23 protein-coding genes and 3 tRNA genes are annotated in these 25212 nt (G+C 53.9%); 14 read left to right on the forward strand and 12 right to left on the reverse strand.

All coding sequences use genetic code 11. The features are described 5' to 3' along the window. Positions 1-25: 25 nt before the first annotated feature. The 4 genes from fliO to fliR are packed head-to-tail and all read left to right on the forward strand — an operon-like array spanning position 26 to position 2263. Positions 26-457: a flagellar biosynthetic protein FliO gene (gene fliO / locus FLS37_RS06690; protein ID WP_157315229.1), complete on the forward strand. Its 432-nt coding sequence runs from the start codon at positions 26-28 to the stop codon at positions 455-457. Further along, positions 447-1205, forward strand: a complete 759-nt coding sequence (gene fliP, locus FLS37_RS06695; RefSeq protein WP_157315230.1) for a flagellar type III secretion system pore protein FliP — start codon at positions 447-449, stop codon at positions 1203-1205. Before fliO ends, fliP begins: the two co-directional genes overlap by 11 nt. Beyond that, complete coding sequence (gene fliQ / locus FLS37_RS06700) at positions 1206-1475, forward strand: flagellar biosynthesis protein FliQ (RefSeq protein WP_157315231.1); 270 nt, start codon at positions 1206-1208, stop codon at positions 1473-1475. Next, positions 1475-2263, forward strand: a complete 789-nt coding sequence (gene fliR, locus FLS37_RS06705; RefSeq protein WP_157315232.1) for a flagellar biosynthetic protein FliR — start codon at positions 1475-1477, stop codon at positions 2261-2263. Before fliQ ends, fliR begins: the two co-directional genes overlap by 1 nt. Positions 2264-2275: 12 nt before the next feature. On the opposite strand, the gene ribA is transcribed toward fliR, so the two are convergent. Further along, on the reverse strand, positions 2276-2899 hold the full coding sequence (gene ribA / locus FLS37_RS06710) for a GTP cyclohydrolase II (RefSeq protein ID WP_157315233.1): 624 nt from the start codon (positions 2897-2899) through the stop codon (positions 2276-2278). A 228-nt stretch (positions 2900-3127) separates the two neighbouring features. On the opposite strand from ribA, the gene FLS37_RS06715 reads away from it, so the two are divergent. Next, positions 3128-3385 (forward strand): hypothetical protein, encoded by a 258-nt coding sequence (locus FLS37_RS06715; RefSeq protein WP_157315234.1) that lies wholly within the window; start codon positions 3128-3130, stop codon positions 3383-3385. Beyond that, on the forward strand, positions 3372-3938 hold the full coding sequence (locus tag FLS37_RS06720; RefSeq protein WP_232522522.1) for a GNAT family N-acetyltransferase: 567 nt from the start codon (positions 3372-3374) through the stop codon (positions 3936-3938). The genes FLS37_RS06715 and FLS37_RS06720 overlap by 14 nt, the downstream gene beginning before the upstream one ends. Positions 3939-3988: 50 nt before the next feature. Here the strand turns inward: FLS37_RS06720 and FLS37_RS06725 are convergent, their stop codons facing one another. Then, positions 3989-4930, reverse strand: a complete 942-nt coding sequence (locus tag FLS37_RS06725; RefSeq protein ID WP_157315235.1) for a ZIP family metal transporter — start codon at positions 4928-4930, stop codon at positions 3989-3991. A 194-nt stretch (positions 4931-5124) separates the two neighbouring features. On the opposite strand from FLS37_RS06725, the gene FLS37_RS06730 reads away from it, so the two are divergent. Continuing rightward, positions 5125-5829 carry a polymorphic toxin-type HINT domain-containing protein gene (locus tag FLS37_RS06730; protein WP_157315236.1) on the forward strand — a complete coding sequence of 235 codons (705 nt, stop codon included), beginning with the start codon at positions 5125-5127 and terminating at the stop codon, positions 5827-5829. A gap of 31 nt (positions 5830-5860) precedes the next feature. Here the strand turns inward: FLS37_RS06730 and pgeF are convergent, their stop codons facing one another. Further along, positions 5861-6646, reverse strand: coding sequence for a peptidoglycan editing factor PgeF (gene pgeF / locus FLS37_RS06735; RefSeq protein ID WP_157315239.1), 786 nt, complete (start codon positions 6644-6646; stop codon positions 5861-5863). Next, positions 6633-7688, reverse strand: coding sequence for a 23S rRNA pseudouridine(1911/1915/1917) synthase RluD (gene rluD, locus FLS37_RS06740; RefSeq protein ID WP_157315241.1), 1056 nt, complete (start codon positions 7686-7688; stop codon positions 6633-6635). The genes pgeF and rluD overlap by 14 nt, the downstream gene beginning before the upstream one ends. Between rluD and FLS37_RS06745 the strand changes: the two genes are divergently transcribed. From FLS37_RS06745 to FLS37_RS06760, 4 genes are all read left to right on the forward strand, one after another. Beyond that, on the forward strand, positions 7687-8487 hold the full coding sequence (locus tag FLS37_RS06745) for an outer membrane protein assembly factor BamD (protein WP_157315243.1): 801 nt from the start codon (positions 7687-7689) through the stop codon (positions 8485-8487). The two genes, rluD and FLS37_RS06745, sit on opposite strands and share 2 nt — an antisense overlap. A gap of 60 nt (positions 8488-8547) precedes the next feature. Further along, positions 8548-8623: transfer RNA gene (locus FLS37_RS06750), tRNA-Ala, on the forward strand. Between the two features lie 50 nt (positions 8624-8673). Then, positions 8674-8749: transfer RNA gene (locus FLS37_RS06755), tRNA-Glu, on the forward strand. A 40-nt stretch (positions 8750-8789) separates the two neighbouring features. Beyond that, a tRNA-Glu gene (locus tag FLS37_RS06760) sits at positions 8790-8864 on the forward strand. 114 nt (positions 8865-8978) lie between these two features. Here the strand turns inward: FLS37_RS06760 and FLS37_RS06765 are convergent. Further along, a complete protein-coding gene (locus FLS37_RS06765; RefSeq protein WP_157315245.1) occupies positions 8979-9158 on the reverse strand; it encodes a hypothetical protein in 180 nt (59 codons plus the stop codon). A 423-nt stretch (positions 9159-9581) separates the two neighbouring features. On the opposite strand from FLS37_RS06765, the gene FLS37_RS06770 reads away from it, so the two are divergent. Both FLS37_RS06770 and FLS37_RS06775 read left to right on the forward strand, forming a co-directional pair. Beyond that, positions 9582-10655, forward strand: a complete 1074-nt coding sequence (locus FLS37_RS06770; protein WP_157315247.1) for a YjgN family protein — start codon at positions 9582-9584, stop codon at positions 10653-10655. Beyond that, positions 10652-11653 carry a M48 family metallopeptidase gene (locus FLS37_RS06775; protein ID WP_157315249.1) on the forward strand — a complete coding sequence of 334 codons (1002 nt, stop codon included), beginning with the start codon at positions 10652-10654 and terminating at the stop codon, positions 11651-11653. Before FLS37_RS06770 ends, FLS37_RS06775 begins: the two co-directional genes overlap by 4 nt. Positions 11654-11768: 115 nt before the next feature. On the opposite strand, the gene lpdA is transcribed toward FLS37_RS06775, so the two are convergent. The 7 genes from lpdA to zwf form a co-directional block, all read right to left on the reverse strand. After that, the gene (gene lpdA, locus FLS37_RS06780) at positions 11769-13562 is read right to left on the reverse strand and encodes a dihydrolipoyl dehydrogenase (protein ID WP_157315251.1); all 1794 of its coding nucleotides are present in this window, start codon (positions 13560-13562) and stop codon (positions 11769-11771) included. Positions 13563-13653: 91 nt separating this feature from the next. Continuing rightward, on the reverse strand, positions 13654-15288 hold the full coding sequence (aceF, locus tag FLS37_RS06785) for a dihydrolipoyllysine-residue acetyltransferase (RefSeq protein ID WP_157315253.1): 1635 nt from the start codon (positions 15286-15288) through the stop codon (positions 13654-13656). 152 nt (positions 15289-15440) lie between these two features. Further along, positions 15441-18098: a pyruvate dehydrogenase (acetyl-transferring), homodimeric type gene (aceE, locus tag FLS37_RS06790; RefSeq protein WP_157315255.1), complete on the reverse strand. Its 2658-nt coding sequence runs from the start codon at positions 18096-18098 to the stop codon at positions 15441-15443. A 102-nt stretch (positions 18099-18200) separates the two neighbouring features. Beyond that, positions 18201-19847: a glucose-6-phosphate isomerase gene (gene pgi / locus FLS37_RS06795; RefSeq protein ID WP_157315257.1), complete on the reverse strand. Its 1647-nt coding sequence runs from the start codon at positions 19845-19847 to the stop codon at positions 18201-18203. Between the two features lie 52 nt (positions 19848-19899). Further along, complete coding sequence (hexR, locus tag FLS37_RS06800) at positions 19900-20742, reverse strand: transcriptional regulator HexR (protein WP_157315259.1); 843 nt, start codon at positions 20740-20742, stop codon at positions 19900-19902. Positions 20743-20828: 86 nt separating this feature from the next. Next, complete coding sequence (gene pgl / locus FLS37_RS06805) at positions 20829-21524, reverse strand: 6-phosphogluconolactonase (RefSeq protein WP_157315261.1); 696 nt, start codon at positions 21522-21524, stop codon at positions 20829-20831. An 89-nt stretch (positions 21525-21613) separates the two neighbouring features. Beyond that, positions 21614-23062: a glucose-6-phosphate dehydrogenase gene (gene zwf, locus FLS37_RS06810; protein WP_157315263.1), complete on the reverse strand. Its 1449-nt coding sequence runs from the start codon at positions 23060-23062 to the stop codon at positions 21614-21616. 297 nt (positions 23063-23359) lie between these two features. Here zwf and edd point away from each other — a divergent pair, with 297 nt between their 5' ends. Beyond that, positions 23360-25183 carry a phosphogluconate dehydratase gene (edd, locus tag FLS37_RS06815; RefSeq protein WP_157315265.1) on the forward strand — a complete coding sequence of 608 codons (1824 nt, stop codon included), beginning with the start codon at positions 23360-23362 and terminating at the stop codon, positions 25181-25183. Positions 25184-25212 lie beyond the last annotated feature (29 nt).

The raw sequence follows: 25212 nt of genomic DNA on the forward strand, positions 1-25212 counted from the left end.
AGGCACGCCGTTTCATCCGAGCAGCATGACATTCAGTAAAATTATTCACGGCAGCCTTTTCGGGCTGCCGTTGTCGGTTTGGGCTGCGGCAAATCCGGCTCCGGTCGGCCCATCGGGCGTTGGCTCCATTATGCAGGTCATTCTGGCTTTGGGGCTGGTGCTGGGCTTGATTGTTGGCGCAGCATGGCTGATGCGACGTTTTGCTTTGTTGCCCGGTGCGGCCAATCAGCATTTACGTGTGGTTTCCGGGGTCATGGTGGGCCAGCGTGAACGGGTGGTGATTGTCGAGGTGCAAGAACGCTGGCTGGTACTCGGGGTGACCGGTGAGCAGGTCAATTTGCTGCATACGCTGGATAAACCTGAAAACCTGCCTGCACCAGTACCTGCCGCGCCTGCGTTTGCACAGTGGTTGCAAGCGGCGATTGAAAAGCGCAAAGGAGCTAAAAATGCGCTTTAATTTTAAACTGCTATTGCCATTACTCCCACTCTGTATTGCCTCGCAACTCTTGCTGGCTGCCGAGCCTGCGGGTATACCCTTTATGTCTTCGACGCAAACGGCGGCTGGGACAGCGTATTCGCTACCGATCCAGACGCTGCTGTTTATGACCGCGCTGGGCTTTTTGCCCGCGGTGTTGCTGATGATGACCGCCTTTACGCGCATTGTGATCGTGCTGTCCTTGTTGCGTCAGGCGCTCGGCACCATGCAAAGCCCGCCCAATCAGGTGATTGTCGGTTTATCGCTGTTTCTCACGCTGTTTATCATGTCGCCCGTGCTCGACAAAATCTATACCACTGCCTACCAGCCGTATGCGGAAAACAAGATGAGTTTTAACGAGGCGCTGGACAAGGGGTCTTTGCCGCTGAAAGACTTTATGCTCAAGCAAACGCGGCAGAAAGACCTGGCTTTCTTTATCGAGGTATCGGGCGCCCAAGCGCCGCAAGGGCCGGAAGATGTCAGCCTGCGCGTGCTGGTACCGGCGTTTGTCACCAGCGAGCTGAAAACGGCATTTCAGATCGGCTTTATGGTGATTATCCCCTTCCTGATTATCGATCTGGTGGTGGCCAGTATTCTGATGGGCATGGGTATGATGATGGTCTCGCCCGTGATGATTTCGCTGCCCTTCAAGCTGATGCTGTTTGTGCTGGTTGATGGCTGGACGTTGCTCATGGGCTCGCTGGTACAAAGTTTTTACGTGGGGACCTAGATGACGCCGGAAATGGTGGTAACCCTGCTGCAAAAAGCGATGGAAGTCATGGTGTTGCTGTGCGGACCTGTCTTGCTGGCCACGCTGGTGTCCGGCCTGGTGATCAGTATTTTCCAGGCCGCCACCCAGATCAATGAGGCGACGCTGTCGTTTATTCCCAAGCTGCTGATCGCCTTTCTGGTGCTGGTGCTGGCCGGGCCGTGGATGCTGGAGCTGGCCATGGACTACACCATCCGTCTGTATCAAAGCATTCCGCAAGTGATAGGCTGATGTGGCAGGTTACTCAGGCGCAGATTGATGTCTGGCTGGCGCTGTTCTGGTGGCCATTTCTGCGCATCATGGGTCTGCTGCTGGCCGATCCTTTCTTTTCCAGCCGTCGGATTTCGGTGCGGGTTCGGGTCAGCTTTGCCATCGCCCTGACGCTGGTGATCGTACCGGTTTTGCCGCCCATGCCCACCGTTCCGGTGGTATCGCCCGAAGGCATGCTGATCGCCGTGCGCGAGCTGATACTGGGGCTGGCGATGGGCTTTATTATGCGGCTGATTTTTACCGCAGTTGAAATGGCGGGGCACCTGGCAGGCTTGCAGATGGGTCTGGGTTTTGCGTCGTTTTATGATCCGCAAAATTCGGCCAATACGCTGGCCGTGGCTCAGTTAATGAGTCTGTTTATGATTTTGCTGTTTCTGGCGTTTAACGGGCATCTGATGATGCTGCGTATTTTGCTTGAAAGCATGATCCAGCTGCCAGTCGGCCAGGTACAGCTCAATGCCCGTGGTTTCGAGCTGGTGGCTTTATATGGCGGCGTGATTTTCCGCTCCGGCGTGATGCTCTCTTTACCGGTGCTGGCCGCTTTGCTGATTACCAATCTGTCGATTGGCGTGATGACACGCGCAGCGCCGCAGCTCAATGTGTTTGCTATTGGTTTTCCCTTAACGCTGGGGATCGGTTTTGCCGCTCTGTATTATTCATTCCCGTTTATGGTAACGCAGATCGATCAGCTACTGGGCGAGAGCACACGGATTGTGGCCAAAATCATGGCCGCGTTTGGCGGCGCCTAGCAACCTAGTGATCTAGCTCTTTTTCTTGCCGTGCGTGCCCAGCAAATGCCCCATGCGTTCTTTCTTGGTGAGCAGGTATTTGTGGTTTTCTGGGTTGGCGATCACTTCATGCGATAGACGCTCGCTTACCGGAATGCCCAGTGCATTAAGCGCGTCGATTTTCAGCGGATTATTGCTCATCAGCCGAACTGATTTCACGCCCAGATTTTTCAGCATCCACGCCGCATCTTCATAGGTGCGGCCATCGCTGGGCAGGCCTTGTGCCAGATTGGCCTCCACGGTATCCATGCCCTGATCTTGCAATTGATAGGCAAAAATCTTGTTGCACAAGCCGATGCCGCGCCCTTCATGCCCGCGCAGATACAGCAAAGCGCCGCGCCCTTCGGCCTGAATTCGCTGCAAAGCATGTTTGAGCTGATCACCACAATCGCAACGCAAAGACCCCAGCGCATCGCCTGTCAGGCATTCCGAATGCAGGCGAACCAGTACGTCCTCGCCGGCAATATCACCGAGCGTCAGCACCAGATGTTCAACGCCGGTATGCGGGTTGAGAAAGGCATGGCTGGTAAATTCACCCTGATTGGTAGGCAGGCGTGCAGTGGCGACTTTTTGCAATTCGGTGTTGGTATTGGGCATTGCGAGGGCAAATCCTGATGGGCATAGACTAAAGATATGGGGCTGATGCGCCTAGATTTCAAATCGATCCAGGCAATTTTCTCATCTGATAGCATGGCTTCAGATGCAACACTGTATCATTAGTGGCGATTTAAGTCTTGAGATAGGTTTTGAGAATCGCAAAACCGGCTTTGCCTTGCTGGTGTACACTGTGCCCGACTTTGCGCTTGTGTTTTGCTGGGATAAAGCATGTATATCGTTTTGATCGGTTATTTGTTTGTGGTGGTCATGATGTCGCTGGGAGCGGGGAGTATCACCGTCGGCGTCTTTTATTTCCTGTTTCTCGCGGTATTACCCACCTGGGGTGTATTGGCGCTAAAGCGGAGCATCCAGCGCAGCAAGGCGGCCAAAGCGGTTGAATTGGCCGAGCGCGAAGCAGCCAGCACCGCGCTTGAGCAAAGGAAGGTTGCAGACTCAGCGGCTGAGGTGGGCAGTGAACGGGATTAAAACTTTCGCTGCTGTGCAGTGTTTGCAAACGCCAAGGCTGATCTTGCGCGATTGGCGTGATAGCGACTTGCCGGCTTTTGCTGCGCCGGGGGCCGATCTCGAAGTGATGCGCTATTTTCCTGCGCCGCTGAGTGTGGTCGAGAGCCATGACTTTGCCGCACAGATTCGTGCGCGTCTGCAGCAGCAAGGCTGGGGTTTCTGGGCATTGGAATTGCGCGAAACCGGCGAATTTATTGGCATGGCTGGGCTCAATATCCCGCGTGTTGCCTTGCCGTTTATGCCGTGCGTTGAAATCGGCTGGCGCTTGGCGAGGCCGTTCTGGCAGCAAGGTTTGGCGCATGAAGCCGCCACTGCTGCGCTTGAGTTTGGCTTTAATGTGCTGAAATTAGACGAAATCGTCGCGTTTACTGTGCTGGCTAATCGGCGCTCGCAAGCCCTGATGCAGCGCCTGAATATGCGGCGGGATGAAGTTGGCGAGTTTGATCATCCTGCCTTACCAGCAGGGCATGTGCTGAAGCGGCATTGCCTGTATAGAAAATCAAGGGGTATATGAATAAAGGCCAATCAGTGATTGGCCTTTATCTTGATACATACGTATGTATATCAGTGCGGCATAAAGGTATGCACCAGCGCAATCGGCATCGCACCCGCCAACATCAGCAGCACTTGATACATCGTGTCTTTAATATGCGGGCGTTTGTGCAAGGTTGGGATCAGATCGGCAATCGCCACATAAATCAGGCTGGACGCACCGAGCGCCAGTAAATAGGGCTGCGCAGTCTCGACGATGCTGAGCGAGAAATAAGCCAGCAAACCACCGGCCAGCGCCGCCAGCGACGACAGCAAATTAAACAGCAATGCCTTGGCCTTGCTATATCCCGAATGCAGCAGCACGATAAAATCGCCGACTTCCTGTGGAATTTCGTGCGCAATAATCGCCACCGCGGTCGCAATGCCGACCGAGGTGTCGGCCATAAACGCCGCAGCAATCACCGCGCCATCCAGGAAATTATGCAGCGTATCGCCGACCATAATCATCATGCCAGCGCGGCCATGATCGTTGCCATGGCTATGCCCGTGTCCGTGTGAGTGAGCGTGATGATCGCCATGACTGTGCTCGTGCGTGTGGCCTTCCAATTCTTCGCACGACTCGTGATGGCAATGCCGCCAGATCACCAGTTTTTCCATCACAAAAAAGATGAAAATGCCGAGCAGAATAGTCAGTGAAATCGCCTCGGTACTCGCCTGGGGCGCGTGTTCGGCCACTGCCGCTACCGCGCTGGACGCCGCATGGTGGGCGTCCTGCAAAAGGCTTATTTCACTCACGCCATGAGCGTGGCCTTCATGACTGTCATGTCCGCCATGACTACCGAAGGCATGCGGCAAGATTTCGAGAAACACCGCCGCCAGCAAAGAGCCGACAGCAAAAGAAACGAGTTTGGGAATCCAGTTGGGCTTGGCAAAATACGCCATCGCCGCGGCTGCCAGTACGCTGAGCAAGCTGCCCAGCAGGCTCATGGTGATAATCCAGCTAAGTGTCGACATAAAGAGAAAATCCTGCAGATGCAACACTGTAACATAAAAACACCATCTCCAGCATGAGAAAGGTTCTCATCTATGCACCTCACAGCCTTCAAATTGCATGGTTTGACCATTTTGTACGACAAGCGGCTATTTTGGTTTGACACTCCATGTCAGCCTACCCAATCCTCAAGGCTACAAAATAAAGGGGTAAGAAAATGGGTTTTGTTGCGGGCACCTTGGTGCATACCAAGGACGGTTTGCGCCCGATCGAGTCGCTGCAAGTGGGTGACTTTGTCTTGGCGAAGGATGAATCCGGTCAGGGTGATACGGCCTATAAGCGGGTACTGAAAACGCTTCGTTTTGAAGACAAGGAAATTTGGTATCTAGAGTTCGGCTGGATGCGAACGAGTGACAAGCCACAGCCTGATGTATGGAAAGGCTTTCTGACCTGCACTCGAAATCACCCCTTCTGGGTACTGGGTAGATGCATTTATGTAAACGGCTTCGAACAGGCTGTGTTCGACGAACATACACCGCACGATGTGTGGCCCCGCGCCGATCTGCTCGAGCCTGGCATGGTGCTTGAGCTGGCCAATGGTGATTTGGTTGAGGTGACCAAATCGCTCTATCTGGCGCAGACCGAGCACGAACACGTTGGCTTCATTCAGGGCAATGGCGCGCCGGAGTCCTGGCAAGACGAGCTGGATGGCCGTTTGGTTGAGTTTGGTTCGGCTGGACCATCGACCGATCTGCAGAGAAAACCGCCGCTGGTGTACAACAAGGCATTGGAAGACAAGGGAGATGAATTCGAGTTTCCGGTGTACCGTACGACGGTGTACAACATCGAGGTTGAAGACTTCCATACCTACTACGTCGGCGAGATGGGCGTTTGGGTGCAGGGTGAAGTGGTGTCGCAATAAACGAAAAGGACGCTGCGCGTCCTTTTCGTTTTTATTCCAGCCAGATTAAGCTGGCCATTCGTCCAGTTTGGCCATTGCGGCGGTAGCTGAAGTAGGTCTCTGCCTGCGTCACGGTGCACTGATCGCCACCGTAAATTGCAGTAATACCTAGGGTATGTAATCGCTGGCGCGCCAATAGGTATATATCCGCCAGCCATTTACCCCCGCCTTGTGGCGAAAAAGCTTGCTCGGCTTGTGCATCGATTGCCATAAAGGCGGCGCGAACTTCGTCACCGACTTCAAACGCCGTCGGGCCAATAGCAGGGCCGAGCCAGACGAGGATGTCGCTGGCAGGGCAATTCATTTTGGCGACCGTTGCTTCGATCACGCCATTGCACAAGCCGCGCCAACCCGCATGCGCAGACGCGACGACTGTGCCCGCGCGATCACAAAACAATAGCGGCAGGCAATCGGCGGTCATCACGACGCTAACAGCGCCGCGCGTGCGGGTGAAGCTGGCGTCGGCATCCACTGGCTCGCTGACGCTGGCTGCGTCAACCACCTCAATGCCGTGCACCTGATTAAGCCACGCCGGTGCTTGCGGCAATGCTTGCGTGAGCTGGGCGCGATTGGCGGCGACATGGGCGGGATTGTCGCTAACGTGGCTACCAAGGTTAAAGCGATCAAACGGGGGCAGGCTAAAACCAGTATTTCCGGCGAAGCCATTCCGGGTGGTTTGCAGGGCTTTCACGTTGGCAGGTGCGGGCCAGTCGGGTGCAAAAACGCCCAGCGCGTGGGCGGTGGGCGTGTATGCCGGTGCGGGCTTATTCACGGACATAGATTAATTCGCAATCGTGGTCGTCATCTTCATCGTCGTCTTCGTCATAATTATCTTTGGCGAGTTCGAGATCGGCGCGCAGCGTAAAGATGAGTTGTTCCAGATCGTGTGGAATCGGCGCTTTCCATTCCATCGTTTTACCAGTCACTGGATGAACGAGAGACAGTTTACGTGCGTGCAGTGCCTGGCGATTGAGCTCTTCCAAGGCCATGCGCACTTCGGGCGAAATATCGAGCTTGGGCGGTGTGCCGTACACCTGATCGGCGGCCAGCGAATGCTTGAGGTGTGCCATATGCACGCGAATCTGGTGCGTGCGGCCGGTTTCAAGGCGGCATTCGATCAGTGTGTAGTCGGCAAATTTTTCCAGCACCAGATAATGCGTGATCGATTCTTTGCCGCTGTGGATTACTGCCATTTTGGTGCGATCTTTCGGGTGGCGGCCAATCGGCTCGTCCACCGTGCCGTCGCGCTTGATATTGCCACGCGCAATGGCGAGGTAATGGCGCTTGACCGTACGGGCTTGTAATTGCTGTACCAGATTATTCTGGGCGGGGAGGGTGCGGGCGACGACCATCAGGCCGCTGGTGTCCTTATCCAGACGGTGTACGATGCCCGCGCGCGGAATACTGCGCACTTCGGGGTAATGAAAGAGCAGGGCATTGAGCAGCGTGCCGCTCCAGTTGCCGCTGCCGGGGTGAACCACCAGGCCGGCTGGCTTGTTGATCACAATCAGCGCGTCATCCTCGTAAATGACATCCAGCGGCAAATCTTCCGCTGCAAACGCCACTTCGTTCGGGTCGGCTTGCACGTTAACCGTGAGCGTTTCACCGCCCCAGACCTTGGTTTTGGTCGTAGCGGGGGCGCCGTCAACGGTGACTTGTTGGTCTTTTATCCAAGTAGCCAAGCGTGAGCGTGAAAAATCAGGCAAAATCTTCGCCAGCGCCGCGTCCAGCCGCATGCCTGCCAGATCGGCAGGCACAGTCAGGACACGGGTGTCTGAGAAGTCGTTATAATCGTCGAGTTCAATATCGGATTGCATCATGTACAAGATTCTACCTCGAATCCTCGTTTCTGCCTTGCTGTTTAGCTTAGTGGTCGGTTGTGCCAATACCGGTACGAGCAATGACGAGACCAAAAACTGGTCTGCAGACAAGCTGTTTGCTGAAGCCAAAGCGCAGCAGGCGAGCAAAGATTACAAAAAGTCCATCGAATATTTCGAGCGCTTGGAAGCCCGTTTTCCTTATGGCAAATACGCGCAGCAGGCCCAGCTGGAAATTGCCTACAGCAATTACAAATACGATGAGCCCGCGCTGGCGCTGGCCTCGCTGGATCGCTTTATGAAGCAGAATCCTACGCACCCAAGCATGGATTACGCGATGTATCTGCGGGGGCTGGTGACATTCAATGAGTCACAAGGCTTTATGTCGGCGCTATCCAAGCAAGATATGTCCGAGCGTGATCCGAAAGCGGCCAAGGAGTCATTTGCTGCGTTTAGCGAGCTGGTAGCCCGTTTCCCCGAGAGCAAATACAGCAAGGATGCCCAGTTGCGGATGGGGTACCTGATCGGCTCGCTGGCCAATTACGAACTGCATGTTGGCCGTTATTACTACAAACGTGGTGCGTATCTGGCGGCAGCTAATCGTGGCAAGGCGCTGATTGATAACTTCAGCAATACCAAGCAGGTTGAAGGCGCATTGGCGCTGATGTACCACGCTTATGACAAGCTGGGCATGAGCGATTATCGCGACGATGCCAAACGAGTCTTGCTGAAAAACTTCCCCGATAGCAAAGCGCTGGAGCAGGATTTGGAAAAAGACGCCTACTGGTGGGCGCCGATTTAAAAATATTGCATCAGGGTATTGACGAGAGGCGGCGGTATCTTTATTATTCGCGTCTCTTTTGGGGGTATAGCTCAGTTGGGAGAGCGCTTGCATGGCATGCAAGAGGTCATCGGTTCGATCCCGTTTACCTCCACCAAAGTTTCGAGTTGTATGTTTGCCTTTAGACATGTAATTCAGCAGTACGTAGTCCCCATCGTCTAGAGGCCTAGGACATCGCCCTTTCACGGCGGTAACCGGGGTTCGAATCCCCGTGGGGACGCCAGTAGTAACAAAGTAGCAAACGCTGAAAAGCGAAAGTTTAAGTCCCTATAGTTTAGCGGTTAGAACACTGCCCTTTCACGGCGGCGGCCGGGGTTCGATTCCCCGTGGGGACGCCAGATCAAAATAAAAAAGACACCTTCGGGTGTCTTTTTTATTGCCTGTCGATCAGTCTATTCTGCCGTTTCATTACATCCACTTCATTACAGACGGGGAGCCTAGCAGCAACAGCTCTAGCGCTGTTCGCGCTGATGGCGCTCGAAATCAATTCTGGCATGTGCCAGACAGTCATAAAAATCGATTCTCAGTTGTTGGCACAATGCCAGGCATTGCTCCAGCTCATGGGTGATTTCATGGCTAAGCCGCTGCTGCGCTTGTTGTGGGTTACCGGTGTTTGAATCTGTATTGAGCATGATGCCGACCTCAATGTGTACTGTGCCAGCTAACTAGCATAAAACGTGCCGCGTATTTCTTCGCCCGCCACGGCTATGGCTCTAATTTATTGCACTGCACTATATCTTGCTGCAGCCATTGGTCAGTTTGGCTTAGATTATTTCATACATGGTATGGGTATTGACGGATAGAGCATGATTTTATTGCTCTTTAGATATATACCTATGATTATTGCTTTGCGGCGGAAAACAGTATGCGGCATTAGCGCAACACCTTGTTGTGTCTGTCGCATTCGGGCTGGATTTGCGACTGGCGCGTGTGGCGGCAAGCTTTGCCGCCAACACTGCATGGCGAAAAACTGACTAATTTATTGTTTTTGTTGTCACATTCCTTTCTAAAAAATAATATTGTTCCTTTTTTGCTGAAAGAACGAAGGAATCAGGATGAATGACAATAATCCCGCTCGCTGGGCGCTGCAGTTTCATGGCCGTGGTGGCGAATATTTCCGGATCTGGATTGTAAATTTGCTGCTGAGCATTTTGACGCTGGGCATTTATTCGGCCTGGGCCAAAGTGCGTCGGCTGAAATATTTTTATGGCAACACCGAGCTGGCCGGTTCACGGTTTGATTACACCGCCAAGCCGCTGCAGATTCTGATTGGCCGCCTGATCGCTTTTGCGTTTTTCTTTGTCTACGCCATCAGCTCGAATGTGAGCCCGATTTTGTCGGCAGTGGCCGCCGTGCTGCTGCTGGCTGCGCTGCCATGGATGATAGTGCGCAGTATTCGCTTTAATCTGCGCCAAACGCGTTATCGCAATGTGGCCTTTGATTTTCATGGCTCAGTCTGGGGCGCGGTTAAAAATTATCTGCTTTTGCCGCTGCTGCTGATTCCGACATTAGGCCTGGCGCTGCCTTTTGTCCAGCATCAGCAATACCGTTTTGTACTTGATCACGCATCGTTTGGTCAGCAACGTTTTAGCGGTACAGCCTCGGCAGTCGGTGCTTACTACCGTGCTGCGCTGGCAGGGTTGGGCTTGATGCTTGCTCTGGTCGCACTCTTCGCTTTGACCGTGGGTGTGGCTATGTGGGGTGGCGGCAATGTCCTGGATATAAGTGCACTGGCAACACCAGCGCCAGCAGAGATGGCCGCACGCTTTGCTTTGCCGGCTCTGGCCTACATTATCATGCTGATTGGCTTTAATTCGGTCGGCGCAGCGGTGCAGGTAGCGCAAGCCAACCACGGCTGGAGCAATACGGTGCTGGACGATGTGCGTTTTAGCAGCTCGGTCAATCCGTGGGCGTATGGCCGGATGATGGCATGGCGTTTGCCGCTGGCCGTGGTCACACTGGGGCTGGCTTTGCCATGGCTGAAAGTGGCTCAGGCCCGGGTGCGTACCGAAGGCATGCAGATCGAAGCGCCGCATGATCTGAGCCAGTTTGCCGCTGCACAGCAACAGTCGGGCTCGGCCATTGGTGCTGAAGCGTCCGATCTGTTTGACGTTGATCTGGCACTATGATGCTTGTTGCCAGTTATCTGGACGGGCAGAGCAGTGCGCTGCATCGTGTTCAGTTGCAGCGCATTGGTGATTGCCTGCTGATCGTGGGCGAGGGCTGGACGCGCGAAGTGGCGATTGCCGATTGCGAGCTGGAAGCTGCGCTGGGTTCCTTGCCCAGCCGCGTGGTCTTTTCTGATGGTGCGGCGCTGGAATGTGGTGACCAGAGTGCATTGGCCGCGCTGCTCGGGCAGGCCCGCAATCGGCTGGCGCTACTGGAGAGCCGCTGGCGCTACGCCGTGGTGGCGCTGCTCGGTATTGTCGTGGCGGCGATTGCGTTTTACTGGCAGGGCATGCCGCTGATGGCGCAGCTGGCCGCTAGGCTAACTCCGGTACAGCTTGAAGTAATGCTGGGGCAATCCACGCTGCAAACTTTGCCCAAGCTGGGCATCGAGCTTGAAACCAGCCAGATTGCCTCAGAGCGGCAACAGCGTTTGCGCCAGCGTTTTCAGGCCTATACCTCCGGGTCGGAGTTTGTTTACCAGCTGCATTTTTATGCCATGCCCGAGATTGGTGCCAATGCATTTGCCTTACCCGGCGGAACGATCGTCGTGACCGACGGGCTGGCCAGCCTGCTCAATGATGATGAGTTGATGGCGGTATTGCTGCATGAAATGGGGCATGTTCAACTGCAGCATGGTCTGCGCAATGTTTATCAGAGCACCGGTATTGTGCTGGTGGCATCGGTCATTCTGGGCGATGCGCCGGGTGCGATGGGTAATCTGGCTGCGGCAGGTGCGATGCTGGTGCAGTTGGGATACTCACGCCAGTTTGAACGCGATGCGGACATTTTTGCCGCCGAGCGTTTGCGTGAAACGGGTCTGTCACCCACTTTACTGGCTGACGCGCTGCAAAAACTAAGTGCCTCGGTGAAAGATGCGCTTGATGTTCCCGAGTTGCTGGCAACGCATCCGGCAACGCAAGAGCGGCTCAAAGCCTTGCGCAGTGCTGCAAACCTATAAACTACTTCATCAATGATTTAAATCATTTAAATCATGTTCCCCGCTGTAAATAGCAGGCAATAAAAAAGCCACGACGATTTGTCGTGGCTTTTTGTTATCCGCATGAGATGCGGTATTACTTTTTACGCTGTGGTGGCAAATCGGTACATACGCCTTTTGCCACTTCGGCGGCCATACCAATTGATTCGCCCATCGTTGGGTGCGGGTGGATGGTTTTGCCGATGTCGACCGCGTCCGCGCCCATTTCGATACCCAGACACACTTCACCGATCATATCGCCAGCGTGTGGGCCAACAATCGCACCGCCGAGGATCTGGCCGTTTTCCGCGTCGAAAATCAGCTTGGTAAAGCCCTCATCACGACCATTGGCAATCGCACGGCCTGAAGCGGCCCATGGGAATACGCCCTTAGTGATCTTGATGCCTTCTTTCTTCGCTTGATCTTCAGTCAAACCAACCCAAGCCACTTCAGGGTCGGTGTAGGCTACGCCTGGAATCACGCGTGCGTCGAAGTAAGCTTTGTGATCCGCCGCGTTTTCCGCTGCCACGTGCGCTTCGTGGACGGCTTTGTGCGCCAACATCGGTTGGCCAACCAAATCGCCAATCGCGAAGATGTGCGGCACGTTGGTGCGCATTTGCTTGTCAACGGCGATAAAGCCACGCTCGTCAACGATGACGCCCGCGTTTTCTGCGCCGATTTTCTTGCCGTTTGGCGAGCGACCAGTTGAGTACAAGACCAAATCGTAGCACTGCGCTTCCGCAGGGGCTTTCGGGCCTTCAAACGTCACCCAGATGCCGTCTTCTTTTGGCGTGATGCTGGTCGTTTTCGATTGCAACATGATGTTGTCAAAACGGTGTTTATTCCAGTCTTGCCATACTTTCACCAGGTCACGATCCGCGCCTTGCATCAGGCCGTCAGACAATTCAACCACGTCCAGACGCGCGCCCAGCGTTGAGTACACTGTACCCATTTCCAGACCGATAATACCGCCACCGATAATCAACATGCGTTTTGGTACTGATTTCAGCTCCAGCGCGCCTGTTGAATCAACGATACGTGGATCGTTCGGGATGAAAGGCAATTTCACCGCTTGCGAACCGGCAGCGATAATCGCTTTAGCAAACTTGATGACTTTCTTCTCGCCAGTCAAATCTTTGCCGGTACCCGAAGTCAATTGCACTTCGATGTGGTTAGCGTCAAGGAAAATGCCGATACCGCGTACATGCTCAACTTTACGCATTTTGGCCATGCCCGCCAGACCGCCAGTGAGCTTGTTGATGACTTTTTCTTTGTAGCCACGCAGACCGTCGATATCGACTTCCGGTTTGCCAAATTTAATCCCGTTCGATGCCAAGTGAGCCACTTCGTCAATGACCGCCGCATTGTGCAGCAAGGCTTTAGATGGGATACAACCGACGTTCAGGCAAACGCCGCCCAGTGAGCCATAACGCTCAACGATGACGGTTTTCAGGCCCAAATCGGCCGAGCGGAACGCTGCTGAATAGCCGCCAGGGCCTGCGCCCAAGACCATCATGTCCACTTCCATATCGACCGCACCAGCGTATTGGCCAGCAACTGGGGCAACGGCTGGCGCAGCTGCAGGTGCAGCCGCCGGAGCTGCTGCAGGCGCTGGTGCCGCGGCCGCCGGTGCTGGCGCAGCTGCGCTGGCAGCGACTTCAAGCACCGCAATCACGCTGCCTTCAGAGACTTTATCGCCCACGGCGATTTTCAATTCTTTAATCACGCCGGCGTGCGTAGATGGCACTTCCATCGTTGCTTTGTCGGTTTCCAGTGTAATCAGGCTTTCTTCCACCGCAACGGTGTCGCCGACTTTAACAAACAACTCGATAATCGCCACATCGTTATGACCGCCGATATCGGGTACTTTCAATTCAATAATATTGCTCATAATTTATTCCTGAGAGGTCTTGGGTATGAGGTGGGGGGCTAGGTATGTATTAAGCTACAGAGCAATACCTAGCCCATCACGCCTCGCAGAATTAGAGAATCAAGCGGCGAACGTCGCTGAGCAATTTGCCCATGTACACGGTGAAGCGGCCAGCTTGCGCGCCGTCGATCACGCGGTGATCGAATGACAGCGACAATGGGCACATCAGGCGTGGCGCAAATTCTTTGCCGTTCCAAACTGGTTTAACTTGCGATTTGCAAACGCCCAAGATCGCGACTTCTGGTGCATTGACGATTGGCGTGAAGCTGGTGCCGCCGATGCCGCCCAAGCTAGAAATCGTGAACGTTGCGCCTTGCATATCGGTTGGCTTGAGTTTGCCTTCGCGCGCAGCGAGCGACAATTCGGTCAACTCTTTGCAAATCTCTTTCAGGCCTTTCTTGTCTGCGTCTTTGATCACAGGAACCACCAAGCCGTTTGGCGTATCGGCCGCAAAGCCGATGTGGTAGTACTGTTTCAAGACCAGATTGTCGCCATCGAGCGAAGAGTTCATTTCTGGGAACGCTTTCAGTGCTTCAGCCGCAGCCTTGATGATGAAGGCCAATGGGCTGATCTTCAGGCCAGATTTTTCCCACTCTTTGCCGACTTGCTTGCGGAATTCTTCCAGCTCGGTGATATCGCACTCGTCGTTGAACGTCACGTGCGGGATTACCACCCAGTTGCGGTGCAAGTTCGCGCCAGAGATTTTCTTGATGCGTGACAATGGCTTGGTTTCGATCGGGCCAAACTTGGCAAAATCGACTTTTGGCCATGGCAACAGATCCAAACCGCCGCCCAATGATGCCGCTGCAGGCGCCGCCAATGAAGATGCAACCGCGCTGGTCATCACAGATTTAACGAATGACTGAACGTCTTCGTGCAAGATACGGCCTTTCGGGCCTTTACCTGCCACTTTGCTCAAATCAACACCCAATTCGCGCGCAAATTTGCGCACTGATGGTGAAGCGTGCGCTTTGTTAAAGTTGGCTTCGTCAAATTTGGCTGGTGCAGATGCGACTGCCGCTGGCGCTGCAACCGGTGCTGCTGCGGCTGGAGCAGCAGGCGCTGCTGCAGGTGCTGGTGCCGCAACTGGTGCTGCTACTGGAGCAGGCGCTGCAGCTGCTGCGCTAGCACGTACGGTCAGAACCAAAGCGCCTTGTGCGACTTTGTCGCCCACTTTAACGGCGATGCTTTCTACCACGCCGGCGGCCGTTGATGGCACTTCCATGCTGGCTTTGTCCGATTCCAGCGTGATCAGGCCGTCGTCAATCGCAACGGTGTCGCCGACTTTCACGTTGACTTCAATCACTTCAACTGCGTCGAAATTACCGATGTCCGGTACATGCACTTCAACAGTTGAAGATGTGGCGGCTGCAGCAGGTGTTGTCGCAACTGGCGCTGCGGCTGGTGCCGGAGCTGCTGCGGCTGGCGCTGGTGCAGCAGCGGCTGCGCCAACTTCCAGCATCAAGACCACATCGCCTTCCGAGGCTTTGTCGCCGACTTTGATGCGCATTTCTTTCACGGTACCCGCTTCAGTCGATGGCACTTCCATCGTGGCTTTGTCGGTTTCCAGTGTAATCAGCGATTGCTCTTTCTCGATCACATCGCCAACTTTGACAAATACTTCAATCACTTCAACGCCAGCGTGGCCGCCAATGTCGGGGATTTTCAATTCAATAATGTTGCTCATTTGCAAAATCCTGTAAGGAGTGAGGAGTAAGAGAGGGAGAGCCACTCTCATACTCGGTGTGGGTTTCTTAGCAGGGTATATCTGGCTAAGTAATGGTGGGTGAGGCTTTGGGGTAGATACCCCTTGCGCCTCACACCTAACACCTCACATGTTTATACAGTCCAAGGTGCCGGACGATCGCTGCGGATGCCGTATTTGGCAATTGCTTCCGCTACTTTAGCCACTGGCAGCAAGCCTTCGTCAGCCAGCGCTTTCAGTGCCGCTACGGCAACGTGGTAGCGATCTACCTCGAAGAAGCTGCGCAATTCTTGGCGGCTAGCCGAACGACCGAAACCGTCACAACCCAGAACAACATAGCGACCTGGTACGTATTCGCGGATTTGATCGGCGTAAGTGCGTTTGTAGTCAGTTGCACATACGACAGGACCTTGAGCGTCTTTCAGGCATTCCGTGACGTATGGAACACGCTGCTCTGCGGTTGGGTTCAGGTAGTTAAAGCGAGTGGCGGCCATACCGTCGCGACGCAATTCGTTAAAGCTTGGCGCTGACCAGATGTCGGCGTCGACGCCGAAATCGTTCTTCAGCAAGTCGGCTGCAGCGATCACTTCGCGGAAAATCGTACCCGAGCCCATCAGTTGAACTTTGAGCTTGCCAGCTTCGCCTTGTTTGAACTTGTACAGACCTTTCAGAATGCCCGCTTCAGCACCGGCTGGCATTGCTGGGTGCGTGTAGTTCTCATTCATCACTGACAGGTAGTAGTAGATGTTCTCTTGGTTTTGGTACATACGACGCATACCGTCTTGGACGATGACGGCCAGCTCGTAGGCGAACGTCGGATCGTATGACACGCAAGTCGGTACGAATTCAGCAAACAGATGGCCGTGACCGTCTTGGTGTTGCAAGCCTTCGCCGTTCAATGTCGTGCGACCTGCAGTACCGCCGATCAAGAAACCACGTGCGCGCAAGTCGCCCGCTGCCCAAGCCAAGTCGCCAATACGTTGGAAACCGAACATTGAGTAGTAGATGTAGAACGGAATCATCGTGTGGCCGTGGTTGGCGTACGACGTTGCAGCCGCGATCCAGTCGCTCATTGCGCCCGCTTCGTTAATCCCTTCCTGCAGAATCTGACCAGTTTGCGATTCTTTGTAGAACATCAATTGGTCAGCATCTTGTGGCTCGTACAGCTGGCCCACGTGCGACCAGATACCCAATTGACGGAACATGCCTTCCATACCGAAAGTACGGCTTTCGTCTGGAACGATAGGCACTACGCGTTTGCCGATTTGCTTGTCTTTGACCAAAGTATTCAACAAACGTACGAAGGCCATCGTCGTCGACATTTCGCGCTCACCCGATGATTCGAGCAAGGCTTTGAATGCGTCCAGACCTGGTACTTCCAGAGGTTCGTTCACTGGTTTACGCGATGGGATAAAGCCGCCCAATGCGCTGCGACGTTCCATCATGTATTTGTATTCTGGGCTGTCTGCTGGCGGACGATAGAAAGTGCACGCTTTGGCTTCTTCGTCAGTCAGTGGTACGTGGAAACGATCGCGCAGGTGCAGCAGATCGTCGTCGCCCAGTTTTTTGGTGTTGTGTGCGGTATTTTGTGACTCGCCCGCCGCGCCAACGCCGAAGCCTTTAACGGTTTTCACCAGCAGCAGGGTGGGTTGACCTTTGTGTTCAACCGCCGCTTTGTAGGCTGCGTACACTTTGTACAGATCATTACCGCCGCGAGTCAGCTTCCAGATGTCGTCGTCCGACATGGCTGAAACGAGGTCGAGCAATTCCGGGTAAGCACCGAAGAAATGTTCGCGTACATACGCGCCATTTTTCGATTTGTAGGTTTGGTATTCGCCGTCAACCACTTCCATCATGCGTTTTTGCAGCAGGCCTTTCTTGTCCTGCGCGAGCAGGGCATCCCAGCCTGTACCCCAAACGACTTTGATCACATTCCAGCCAGAACCACGGAAATCGCCTTCGAGTTCCTGGATGATTTTGCCGTTACCGCGTACCGGGCCGTCCAGACGTTGCAAATTGCAGTTGATGACGAAAATCAGGTTGTCGAGTTTTTCACGGCCAGCCAGTGAAATCGCGCCCAGAGACTCTGGCTCGTCCATTTCACCATCACCGCAGAAACACCAAACGTGACGATCACCTTTTTGCTTGAAGCCGCGGTCGTCCAGATATTTCATGAAACGAGCTTGGTAGATCGCCATCAACGGGCCCAGACCCATTGATACGGTCGGGAATTGCCAGAAATCCGGCATCAACCATGGGTGTGGGTAAGACGACAGACCGTCACCATCGACTTCACGGCGGAATTTGTTCAGTTGCTCTTCAGAGATGCGGCCTTCAAGGAAGGCGCGTGAGTACATACCCGGTGCAGAGTGGCCTTGGAAATACACCAAGTCACCGCCGTGGTTTTCGTTCGCTGCGTGCCAGAAGTGATTCCAACCCACATCGTACAAAGTCGCTGCAGATGCAAACGATGAAATATGGCCGCCAGGCTCAGCCGCGTCGCGGTTGGCTTTGGCCACCATCGCTGCTGCATTCCAGCGGGTGTAAGCCAGAATGCGCTCTTCCAGATGAGCGTTGCCAGGGTGCTTGGCTTGTAGGTGTGCAGGTACAGTGTTGATATACGCCGTAGTCGCAGTGTAGGGGATGTTTACACCGTCTTGACGGGCTTGATCTACCAGTTTTTCCACGAGGAAATGGGCGCGTTCTGCGCCTTCAGCTTCGATAACGCCTTGCAGCGCTTCCAGCCATTCTTTGGTTTCTTGTGGATCATGGTCGTTAATCTGATCTGCCATCGTGTATCTACCTTGTGAGTGGGTTATTTTGAAATCACACTTCTACAGACCCGGTTCATGTGGCCGGGCCTCGGTCACGCAGGGTTTGCCTGCGTGTCTAGCTTAGCGCGGTGTATTGCGTTTGAAATAGTTGATCAAGCCATTGGTTGATGCGTCATGGCTGGTGGTCAGGCCTGGTGTCGTTAAATCGGCTTCGATTAGCTTAGCCAATTGTTTACCCAATTCAACGCCCCACTGATCGTAGGAGTTGATATTCCAGACCGTGCCTTGGACAAAAATCTTGTGCTCGTACAGGGCAATCAGTGCACCCAGACGGCGTGGCGTCAGGCGTTGCATGATGATGGTGTTGGTCGGGCGGTTGCCTTTGAAAATCTTGTGGGGTACCAGATCGTCCTGCGCCTGACCGGTAATGCCTGATTTTTCCAACTCGGCACGCACTTCTTCTTCGTTTTTCCCGCGCATAAAGGCTTCGGTTTGTGCAAAGAAGTTAGCCATCAGGATGGTACTGTGTGGCTCTGGAATATCCGGATGCTCGATGGTGGCAATAAAGTCGATCGGTACAATTTGCGTACCCTGGTGCAGCATCTGATAGTAAGCATGCTGACCGTTAATCCCCGCGTCGCCCCAGACTACCGGGCCGGTGGCGTAATCAACACGGTTGCCTTGCAGGTCTACGGTCTTACCGTTCGATTCCATGTCCAGCTGCTGCAGATAGGCCGGAAAGCGTGACATACACTGGTTATACGGTGAAACCAGATGCGTATTGGCGCCAAAGAAATTGCCGTACCAGATGCCCAGCATGGCCATAATTACGGGTACATTCTGCTCCAGCGGCTTGCCACGGAAGTGCTGATCCATCGTGTACGCGCCGTGCAGCAAATCCTGATAATTGTGCTTGCCCAGATAAATGGCAATCGGCAAACCAATTGCTGACCACAGGGAATAACGGCCACCCACCCAGTCCCAGAATTCGAACATGTTTTTGGTGTCGATACCGAATTCGGCGACGGCTTTGCTATTGGTTGAGACGGCAACAAAATGCTTGGCGATGTATTTTTCATCGCCTGCCGTATTCAAAAACCATGCGCGCGCAGTGCGGGCATTGGTAATGGTTTCCTGCGTCGTGAAGGTTTTAGACGCAATGATAAACAGCGTTGTTTCCGGGTTGAGCTTTTTCAGCGTTGAAACAATTTGGTCGCCATCAACAGTGGATACAAAGTGCATAGCCAGGCGGGCATGGCCGTATTCCTTGAGTGACTGGCACACCATCAGCGGGCCAAGGTCCGAGCCGCCAATCCCGATATTCACAATGTCGGTAATCGGTTTGCCGGTGTAGCCTTGCCATTCGCCAGAGCGAACTTTGTCGGAGAATTCGCCAATCTGCTCTTTGACCGCATTCACCTTGGGCATTACATCTTCGCCATCAACGACAATCGGGTTGTGGTCCAGATTGCGCAGTGCCGTGTGCAGTACTGCACGGTTTTCGGTGATATTGATTTTCTCGCCCGAGAACATTTTTTCAATGCGTTCGGCTACGCCGGATTGGCGCGCCAGCTCAAGCAGCAATTGCATGGTTTTTTCGGTAATGCGGTTTTTCGAGTAATCAAAAAACAGGCCACCGGTTTCCAGCGAGAATTTTTCAAAACGATGCGGATCATTCTGAAACAGATCGCGCATATGCAGCGGTTCTACTTCTTTAAAGTGCTCGACCAGTGCTTGCCAAGCTGGTGACGAAGTTAAATTGGACATCGACATCTTTCCTCGTGAATCACTATTTCTGCTGTTATTGGCTTTGGTTCGCTTACTCATGGCCACGAACTCGTTTTTCTTTCATATTGCGTTTCATTTTTTCGAGCTGATCAATCAGCTCGGGGCCGCGTTTGAGTGCAACACCAACGGCCAGCACGTCAATAATCACCAGATGCACAATCCGGGTGATCATCGGGGTGTATAAATCGGGGTCTTCCATCGTATCGGCGTACAGGCAAATATTGCAGCGCTTGGCCAATGGCGATTTGGAATGGGTAATGCCAATGACGTCCGCCCCCGCGTCGCGGGCAATCTCAACCGAGCGCAGCATATCGAGCGTACGGCCCGAATTGGACACGGCGATCACCGCGTCGCCCGGTTTGAGCATCGACGCACTCATGCCGTGCATATGCGGGTCGGTATACGCCACAGTCGGTACGCCCAGACGGAAAAATTTATTCTGCGCGTCAATGGCCACCGCGCCCGATTGGCCCTGACCCCATACTTCGATTTTGTGCGTGTTGGACAGCACTTTGATCGCGCGCTCAAGCACATCGGTGTCGAGCTCGTTCCGGCAGCGCAGCAGGTGCGAAATGTTGTTATCAAATAATTTACGCGCCAGATCGTGCGCCGAATCATCGGCTGACACCATCGAGTGCACATACGGCACGCCCGATACCAGACTGCGGGTCAGGCGCAGTTTGAAATCCTGCAGGCCGGAGCAATTGAGCGAGCGGCAAAAACGAATGACGGTCGGTTGCGAAACATCGGCCAGCTCGGCAATCTGGGCAATCGGTGCATTGGCCACCAGATTGGGTTGGGCGATGACCAGCTCAGCGACCTTGCGCTCAGATTTGGACAGCGAGTCAAGCACGGTTTTAATGCGTTCGAGCATGGTACTCACTCCTTACGTGCACAAACACCCGCCAGCTGGCAGGTGATGTGAAAAATGAATCTGAATGTGAGTGTCATTGCGCTCGCTCATGCGGCCCAAAATACATCGGCGAGTGCCACTTGGTCGAGAACACGGCGGATAGGGTACTGCTCATTCACGGCCACATTGGCTGCCATCGCGTTCTGCAGCAAGGTTTTCTTGCCTTCGCCCGTGATGTGCACGATGACTTTCGGGCTTTTCACAATGGTTGGTAACGTGAGGGTAATGCGCTGATGTGGTGCTGCCGGTGGCGTCACTGCCGCCAGCAGGGCAGTGGACGCGCAGGCGGCTTCCAGTTCGGCTGCATTCGGAAAGAGCGAGGCGGTATGGCCATCATCGCCCATGCCCAGAATCACCACATCAATCGGATTGGGCAATGCAGCCAGACGCGCTTCGATTTCGGGCTGCGCTTCGTGTGGCGTCGCCGCCAGATTGACCAGAGAAATAAATGTTGCTGCAGCAGCGCCGTCCTGCAGCAGTTTGTCGCGCGTCAGGCGCTCATTGCTGTCAGCGTGATCAGGCTGAACCCAGCGCTCGTCCACCAGCGTAATCACCACGCGTGACCAGTCCAGATCACTTGCGCGCAAGGCTTTGAACATACCGGCTGGCGTGCGGCCGCCTGAAACAGCCAGGCCAGCGCTGCCACGTTGTGCGATTGCTTGTTTGAGTTCATTCGCGATGGTGGTGGCCAATTGCTGATCGAGTGCTTCTTTGGTGCTAAATTCATGCCATTGCAAGGACATCTAAATCTCCAGACTGTCAAAATACTACGGGGTATTGCAATCAAGACCATACTGGGTATGGTCTTGATGTGTTTACTACATGGGGGTATTTAAGCTTCTTCGTGCCAGCACAAGCCGTCACGCGACAGCAGCGCCGATGAAGCCGCCGGGCCCCAAGTGCCTGCAGTATAGGTTTTCGGACCTTCGTTGCTGTTTTCCCAATAATCGATAATCGGCTCAACCCAGCGCCACGCGGCACGCTGCTCGTCGCGACGAACAAACAGCGACAGATCGCCCTTGATCACGTCCATCAACAGACGCTCATAGGCTTCCGGGCTGCGCGTGCTGAAGGCTTCCTTGAAGTCCAGATCCAAATACACTTCACGCAGCTGATCTTTGCCCGGCTCTTTGGCCATCATGTACAGACGCACTGATTCATCAGGCTGCAACTCGATCACCAGGCGGTTTGGACGAGTGTTCTTGCCAAATGTCGAGGTCGGTACTTCGCGGAAATTGATGACGATTTGTGCCAGACGGTCGCCCAGACGCTTGCCGGTACGCAGGAAGAACGGCACGCCAGCCCAGCGCCATGTTTCAATCTCGGCTTTGAGCGCGACAAAGGTTTCTGCTTTCGAGCCGGCCGGAACACCTGGCTCATCCTGATAGCCGATGACCGGCTTGCCACCAACGGCACCGGCACGGTACTGGCCGCGCACTACCTTGGTTTTCACATCATCAGTCGTCAACGGTTTCAGGGCGCGCAATACTTTGAGTTTTTCATCACGTACTGCATCAGCGTCGATGGACGCTGGCGGCTCCATCGCCACGATAGTCAGCAGTTGGAGCAAATGGTTTTGTACCATATCGCGCAAAGCGCCAGTTTTGTCGTAGAAGTCAGCTCGGGTTTCCACGCCCACTTGTTCGGTGACGGTGATTTGTACATCACGAATCCATTCGCGACGCCACAGAGGCTCGAGCAAGGTGTTGGCAAAACGCAATGCGATCAGGTTAAGTACCGGCTCTTTACCGAGGTAATGGTCGATACGGTAGATTTGTTGTTCGTTGAAATATTCGCCAACTTCGTCGTTGATCTTGTTTGATGAATCCAGATCATGACCCAGCGGTTTTTCCAGTACGACGCGCGCCGAACCCTGATTCAGGCCTTGAGCCGCCAGATTTTTGGCAATCGGGGCAAAAAAGTCGGGAGCGGTTGAGAGGTAGAAAACGCGTTCGCGATTCGGGAATTGATTGAGCGCTGCTGCTAGGCCAACAAAGTCTTCAGTCGTATTGGCATCGACTTTCAGGTACTCGATTCGAGCAGCAAATTTGTTCCAATCACTTTCGTTATAATGGCTGCCAAGGTATTCTTTCGCCTTCGCGTGGGCTTTGTCGACATAAGCTGCGGTGTCAGACGGGCTGCGGCCCAAACAGATAACTCGACCTTCGCGTGGCAAATTGCCGTCTTGGTCTTGGTGGTAGAGTGCAGGAAGTAACTTGCGTAAAGCGAGGTCACCTGTGCCGCCAAAAAATACGATATCGAAAGCGTCGATCGCAGTCATGAGCCAAAAATCCTCGTCTGGAATTGGGGCTTGACGATGAGTCAAGCATAGTAAGCTTTGTAATCTTACTACAGGCTCAAACACCCAAGCAAACGAATTTATTACGTAATGGTTTGCACTAATATGGCGCAAGACGTTTTGACTGAAACCCTTTGTGGTGCAAGGCCTTGTTGCACTGCAGCGAATGGGCTTTGTGTCGAGTTTTGCTTGTCGAAATGGCGTTGTTGTAGTAAAACTACGCTTAAAATCTAAGTCCGCAGCTGATGCGGTTTAGTTCAGAAAATTTGGAGTTCTTTCATGTCCCTGCATCCTGGTTTGGTCGAAGTCACTCAGCGCGTTATTGAACGCAGTAAAGAATCACGTTCACGCTATTTGGCGCGTTTAGAACAGGCGGCAAGCAAAGAACCCGTACGTAAAGGTCTGGCCTGTACCAATCAGGCGCATGCTTGGGCTGCCATGCCTGAAACCGACAAGATCATGATGCGCGAAATGCGCCAGCCTAATCTGGCGATTGTCTCTTCGTACAATGAAATGCTGTCGGCGCATCAGCCATTTGAAACTTTTCCGGCCATTATCAAAAAAGCTGCGCACGAAGCTGGCGCAACGGCTCAGTTTGCGGGTGGTGTCCCAGCGATGTGTGATGGCGTGACGCAAGGTCAGGCTGGCATGGAATTGTCGCTGTTCAGCCGCGACGTGATCGCCATGTCGACTGCCGTGGCGCTATCGCACAATATGTTTGATGCGACATTGTGTCTGGGCGTCTGTGACAAAATCGTTCCTGGTTTGCTGATCGGCGCGCTGCAGTTTGGTCACTTGCCAACGATTTTTGTGCCTGCCGGCCCAATGACAACTGGCATTGCTAATAAAGAGAAAAATATCACCCGCCAGCTGTTTGCTGAAGGCAAAGTGGGTCGTGATGCCTTGCTGGCCTCGGAAGAGGGGTCTTACCACGGCCCGGGTACCTGTACTTTCTTTGGTACGGCCAACTCCAACCAGATGCTGATGGAAATCATGGGCTTGCACATGCCTGGCGCTGCATTTACCAACCCGGGTACGCCTTTGCGTGAAGCGCTCACCGTCGCTGCGGCAAAACGCGCAGCGCAGATTACCGCCTTGGGTAATGAGTTCATCCCGGTTGGCAAAGTGATTGATGAAAAGGCCATCATCAACGGCATTATCGGTTTGCTGGCAACGGGCGGTTCAACCAATCACACCATCCACTTGATCGCGATTGCACGCGCAGCGGGTGTGATTATTAACTGGTCTGACTTTAATGATTTGTCGGCCATTATTCCTCTGCTGGCCAAGGTGTATCCAAATGGCGCGGCAGACGTAAATCACTTCCACGCAGCAGGTGGCATGGGTTATCTGATCCGTGAATTGCTCGATGCTGGCCTGTTGCATAATGATGTGTGGACAGCTGCCGGTTTTGGCCTGCGTCATTATGCGCAAGAGCCCTTCCTAGATAACGGTGTTGCAGTATGGCGTGATGCGCCAGCGCAAAGTGGCGATGATTCGGTGCTGCGGACTGCTGCCAATCCGTTCCAGGCTGATGGCGGTACAAAACTGCTGCAGGGCAACTTGGGGCGTGCGGTAATTAAGACATCGGCCGTTGCGGTTGAACATCGCATTGTTAATGCGCCAGCGATTGTGTTTGATGATCAGGAAGATGTGATTGCAGCCTTCAAGCGTGGTGAGCTTGAGCGCGACTTTATTGCTGTTGTTCGCTTCCAGGGCCCGCGTGCCAATGGCATGCCTGAGTTGCATAAACTGACTCCACCGCTGGGCGTATTGCAAGATCGTGGCTTTAAGGTGGCTCTGGTTACTGATGGCCGCATGTCTGGCGCTTCAGGCAAAGTCCCTGCTGCAATTCACATTACGCCTGAGGTTGTTTCGGGTGGCGCCTTGGGTAAAGTGCGCACTGGCGACATGATCTTGTTGAATGCCGAAACCGGTGAGTTGGTCGCTCAGGTTGATGCGGCAGAGTGGGCTGCGCGTGAAGTGGCTACGGCCGATTTGTCTGCCAATGGTTTTGGCATGGGGCGCGAGTTGTTTACCAGCTTCCGTGCCGCAGCAACTGGCGCTGAAGAAGGTGCGATCAGCCTTGGCTTGGCACACTAATTAATATTTTTGTAGTGAGCGGCTGGCGT

This window comes from Chitinibacter sp. GC72, from assembly GCF_009760905.1.
Lineage (GTDB): Bacteria > Pseudomonadota > Gammaproteobacteria > Burkholderiales > Chitinibacteraceae > Chitinibacter.